The 3,789-nt window shown below is 43.6% G+C and carries 5 protein-coding genes; 3 read left to right on the plus strand and 2 right to left on the minus strand.

Features of this window, described 5'->3' with window-relative positions; translation table 11 throughout:
* Window positions 1-101: 101 nt before the first annotated feature.
* Entirely contained in the window at window positions 102-866 is a 765-nt protein-coding gene (locus Q7U10_02240; GenBank protein ID MDO8281439.1) for an RES family NAD+ phosphorylase, read from the minus strand.
* 214 nt (window positions 867-1,080) lie between these two features.
* Between Q7U10_02240 and Q7U10_02245 the strand changes: the two genes are divergently transcribed.
* Genes Q7U10_02245 through Q7U10_02255 form a run of 3 tightly spaced genes read left to right on the plus strand, consistent with a single transcriptional unit; the run spans window position 1,081 to window position 2,473 of the window.
* The gene (locus Q7U10_02245) at window positions 1,081-1,287 is read left to right on the plus strand and encodes a type II toxin-antitoxin system HicB family antitoxin (GenBank protein ID MDO8281440.1); all 207 of its coding nucleotides are present in this window, start codon (window positions 1,081-1,083) and stop codon (window positions 1,285-1,287) included.
* Complete coding sequence (locus Q7U10_02250; protein MDO8281441.1) at window positions 1,280-1,501, plus strand: type II toxin-antitoxin system HicA family toxin; 222 nt, start codon at window positions 1,280-1,282, stop codon at window positions 1,499-1,501. The genes Q7U10_02245 and Q7U10_02250 overlap by 8 nt, the downstream gene beginning before the upstream one ends.
* 24 nt (window positions 1,502-1,525) lie before the next feature.
* The gene (locus tag Q7U10_02255; protein ID MDO8281442.1) at window positions 1,526-2,473 is read left to right on the plus strand and encodes a P-loop NTPase fold protein; all 948 of its coding nucleotides are present in this window, start codon (window positions 1,526-1,528) and stop codon (window positions 2,471-2,473) included.
* Window positions 2,474-2,485: 12 nt separating this feature from the next.
* On the opposite strand, the gene Q7U10_02260 is transcribed toward Q7U10_02255, so the two are convergent.
* On the minus strand, window positions 2,486-3,787 hold the full coding sequence (locus Q7U10_02260; GenBank protein ID MDO8281443.1) for an IS5-like element ISNtsp1 family transposase: 1,302 nt from the start codon (window positions 3,785-3,787) through the stop codon (window positions 2,486-2,488).
* Window positions 3,788-3,789: the final 2 nt, after the last annotated feature.

Consider the following 3,789-nt stretch of genomic DNA (forward strand, 5'->3'; position numbering starts at 1 on the left):
TAAAAGTGATAGAGCCCCAATCAGCGTATTCCATCAGGGACAGAGGCAATGAGCTTCACATAAAGTCCGGATGTATGGCTGCAATCTTTACCTTCTCAAAATCATCGACTGAAAGCTTGGCATAACGTGGGCGTCCATGTAAGTACTACATTATATCCATCATCATTAAGAGAACTTTTATAACCAATTCCGTCATATCCTTCATTTTTCAATTTTTCCGAGAGGAATTGTGTAGATAAATACTTAAGCGGTGAATCATTCGGTGATATTGGCTTTGAAAAGTAATTATTAATGTCACCCCAGATGTATTCCTCTTTTTCAGCAGCTGTGAAACTGGGAATGGATCGTTTTTGTATAATGAAGTCTTCTCCTCCTTCACCCCAAATCCATTCATTCAAGTAACCCGTGCTTTTATATTCATCATGTGAGGTATCAAGAATCTTTAAATCTGAATCGATTTTAAAATAACCTATCGTTATATTTGACTTAATCCACGGTCTTACTTCTGCAACTGCAGTTTCAATTGTTGTTGCAAGGTATAAATAGGGGATCCTCTCTGGGTTTAAACGGCCAGCCTTAGCATATTCTACGGGAGGAGAGCCCATATTTTCCGGATGGATTGGAGAAAATTCTGTATCGCCGTCTTCAAGCTCTATGAAACTTGAGCCAATCCTAGCGCGGTACAATATTTTATTTTTTTTAAGTGTCTTTGTTCTTTTATGAGCGGTGTTAACTATTGTATCCACGAATTTTTCCCAATAATCTGAAAGTATAAAACGATTATTATTTAGCAAATAATTGCTAAATTTCTCCCAATCTTCAGGGTCAAGAAATTCGTTTGGATCATTATCCTTCTTTTTATCCATATCTATATTATTAGCCTAATAAAAATATTTAACCTGACAAAGCACCATAGGGTCGCGCCGCCGACCGGCGCGAAGGGTATGCTCCCGAAAGGGGGCATGCTGCCCGATCCCTAGCACGGTTTTACTTTATCGTGATTTCCCCTTATTGCTAAACAGAATTTGATTTTGATTCTGTGAGGTATAATTCTGACAACAATCTTAAGAGGATAAAATTATGGAACTTTCCGCCGTATTAACGCCAGCGCCAGAAGGCGGTTATGTTGCCTACAATCCTGAAACAGGCACAACCACGCAAGGCGAAACCGTTGAAGAAGCTTTGGCCAATCTAGTTGAGGCAACTGAACTATACCTTGAAGAATTTCCGATGACCATATCTACTCGTTCACTGCTGACAACCTTTCAAGTAGCTGAGCATGCCTAAATTGCCCGTTATTTCTGGAATAGAAGCAATAAAAGCGCTAGAACGATTGGGTTTTACAATAGTGCGTCAACGAGGCAGCCACATCGTCCTTCGAAGGAATTCTTCTGGCTGTGTCGTGCCAAACCATCGTGAACTAAAATTGGGAACTCTGAGTGGCGTACTCAAGCAAGCGGGAGTGTCATTAGATGAGTTTATTAAAGCATTGCACGTTTGATTTTCCTTTTTTATAACCAAAGTTATGGACTTCAAGCTTCTGCCATTGGAGATACCTTCTAATGAGCCATTCAGATATGACGCTTTAAATAGAAAATCTTCTATTGAATTTCTTACCTCTCTGGTGGAAGAACTTAAGGGACCGTTTGTTCTTGCTATCGATTCGCCATGGGGAACAGGAAAAACTACTTTCATTAATATGTGGAAAGCGCATCTTGAATTAGATAACTATATTTGTATTTACTTTAATTCATGGGAATCTGATTTTACTGCTGATCCACTGATTGCTTTTCTTGGTGAAATAGAAAATTTTGTTAAAAAAATTGACCCTGTAAATACTGAATTTTCACATTCTTTCGATAAAGCAAAAAAAATTGCAACGAGCTTAACAAAGCGCGCGCTTCCTGCTGCAGGAAAAATTCTGACGGCGGGGTTTCTTAATCTTGATGATTTTTCAGAGAGATCCTTAGCAGACTTGGCTTCTGATGTTGTTAAAGATGCTGTTGATACGTATGTGGCTACAAAAAATTTGAATAAAAGATTTCATGAATCATTGTCTGATGCAATCGTAAAATTGAACACAACTGACACAGAAGATAGGACTCAAAAAGGTAAGATTATTATATTTGTCGATGAGATAGATCGCTGCAGGCCTACCTTTGCAATTGAATTACTTGAGCGAATTAAACATCTTTTTAACGTATCCAATGTGATTTTTATACTCTCACTTGATAAACAACAATTGAATACTAGCCTTGCCGCTGTTTATGGTACAGGGATTAATGCAGAAGAATATTTGAGAAGATTTATTGACTTAGAATTCTTATTGCCAAAAGCGAATACAGAGCGATTTACAGAATATTTATATAAGGGTTTTAATTTCGATAATTTTTTTCAAAATAGAAACATACTAGGCGGCAATGAAAAGGATCACTTAATAAAATTATTTAATTCATTATCTAGTCCACCCTGAACAATTCTATTTTCAGGCATATGCGCCAGCAAGGCGATGATTAGTTCTGTCATCATTGATTGATGGCCAATCCAAGCGTAGGAAAATCAAGACGAGAAGAAGCCGCAGCTTCCTCAGAATCATCCGCAGGTTGTGTCCGCAACCGCAGAGGATGGCATGAAAGGCATCGCCTTCTGTGCCTTGCAGCCAGTTTCTGCGAAGGCGACCGTCGTTTTTCATATGCCCGATTACCGGTTCGATGGCGCTGCGTCGCCGAATATCGCGTTTCAGCCGCGCGGTAATGCCGCGCCTGAGTTTGCGGTGATAGACCTTGACCCCAGCCGGGACAGTTGCGCCGCGATAACCCAAGTCTACGAAGACTTCCTTAGGTTGCTGCTGCGTCAGGACTGACGCCTGCTCCAAAGCCAGGTGTAAGGTGTGCCCATCGTAAGGATTGCCCGGCAGGCTGCGCATGCCAACCACCAATCCCTCTTTGTGCGTTGTCATCACTGACACCTTTACCCCAAACTCATAGGGTTGGCGCAACTTGCCTTTGCTGATGCACTCCACTTCCGGCGCATGCAAGCTGTAGAGTTTGTGGCTGTCTTGCGGTTGCTGCTTGAGCAGGCGCTCGACTTTCTGCAGCAAATCGGTAACCTTGGGCTTGAGGTGCTGCGGTACCTGGGCCAATTGGCGAAATACGTCACGCCAGACGCGGCCAACTAGCGTCTTGAGCTTCTTTAAGTGGCTACGCATACGCCGATATTGCTTGGCATGAGCGTAACGGGCAATTTGGCCGGCCAACTTCGGGGCAATGCGGTTGTAGTTCTGGCGTAGCGTTATCCCAGATTCTGCTACCAATTGCGCCAGTTGTTGCCGTCCCCTATTGAGCAGTTTGCTGTCGGTCGGATAAGCAATGGCCTTCTCCTGGACGGTGCTGTCCACAATGACTTTATCCAGGCTATGCTGCTTGATTACCTTGGCCGACACGGCCGCCTCAATAGTCTGAGCCAATAACCATTCCATGCCTTCTGCACCAATCCGTTGTCGCCATCGCGTCAGTGAGCTGGGATCTATCGGCGGCTGGTGCTGGAACCAGGTTTCGCCACAGAACAATTGCCAGTAGGGGTTTTCTACCCATCCCCACACCACTGCTTCGTCAGACAGCGCAAAAGTGTGTTGTAGATACAGCAGTCCAGCTACCAAGCGGGGTCTGGTCGCAGGGCGACCGCGATGTGATGGAAAAAAACCGCCCCAGCCATCCTCGAACACTGACCAGTCAATGTGCTGCGCCAGTTGCACCAAGGGATGACTCAGGTTGACCAGTTCATCCAACC

Source organism: Thermodesulfovibrionia bacterium, assembly GCA_030646035.1.
In the GTDB taxonomy this organism is placed as follows: Bacteria; Nitrospirota; Thermodesulfovibrionia; order UBA6902; family UBA6902; genus JACQZG01.

Excerpts from the sequence above, each read along its gene's own strand:
- Q7U10_02240 (MDO8281439.1), bottom strand. The coding sequence starts at position 866 with ATGGATAAAAAGAAGGATAATGATCCAAACGAATTTCTTGACCCTGAA.
- Q7U10_02250 (MDO8281441.1), top strand. The coding sequence starts at position 1,280 with ATGCCTAAATTGCCCGTTATTTCTGGAATAGAAGCAATAAAAGCGCTA.
- Q7U10_02245 (MDO8281440.1), top strand. The coding sequence starts at position 1,081 with ATGGAACTTTCCGCCGTATTAACGCCAGCGCCAGAAGGCGGTTATGTT.
- Q7U10_02255 (MDO8281442.1), top strand. The coding sequence starts at position 1,526 with ATGGACTTCAAGCTTCTGCCATTGGAGATACCTTCTAATGAGCCATTC.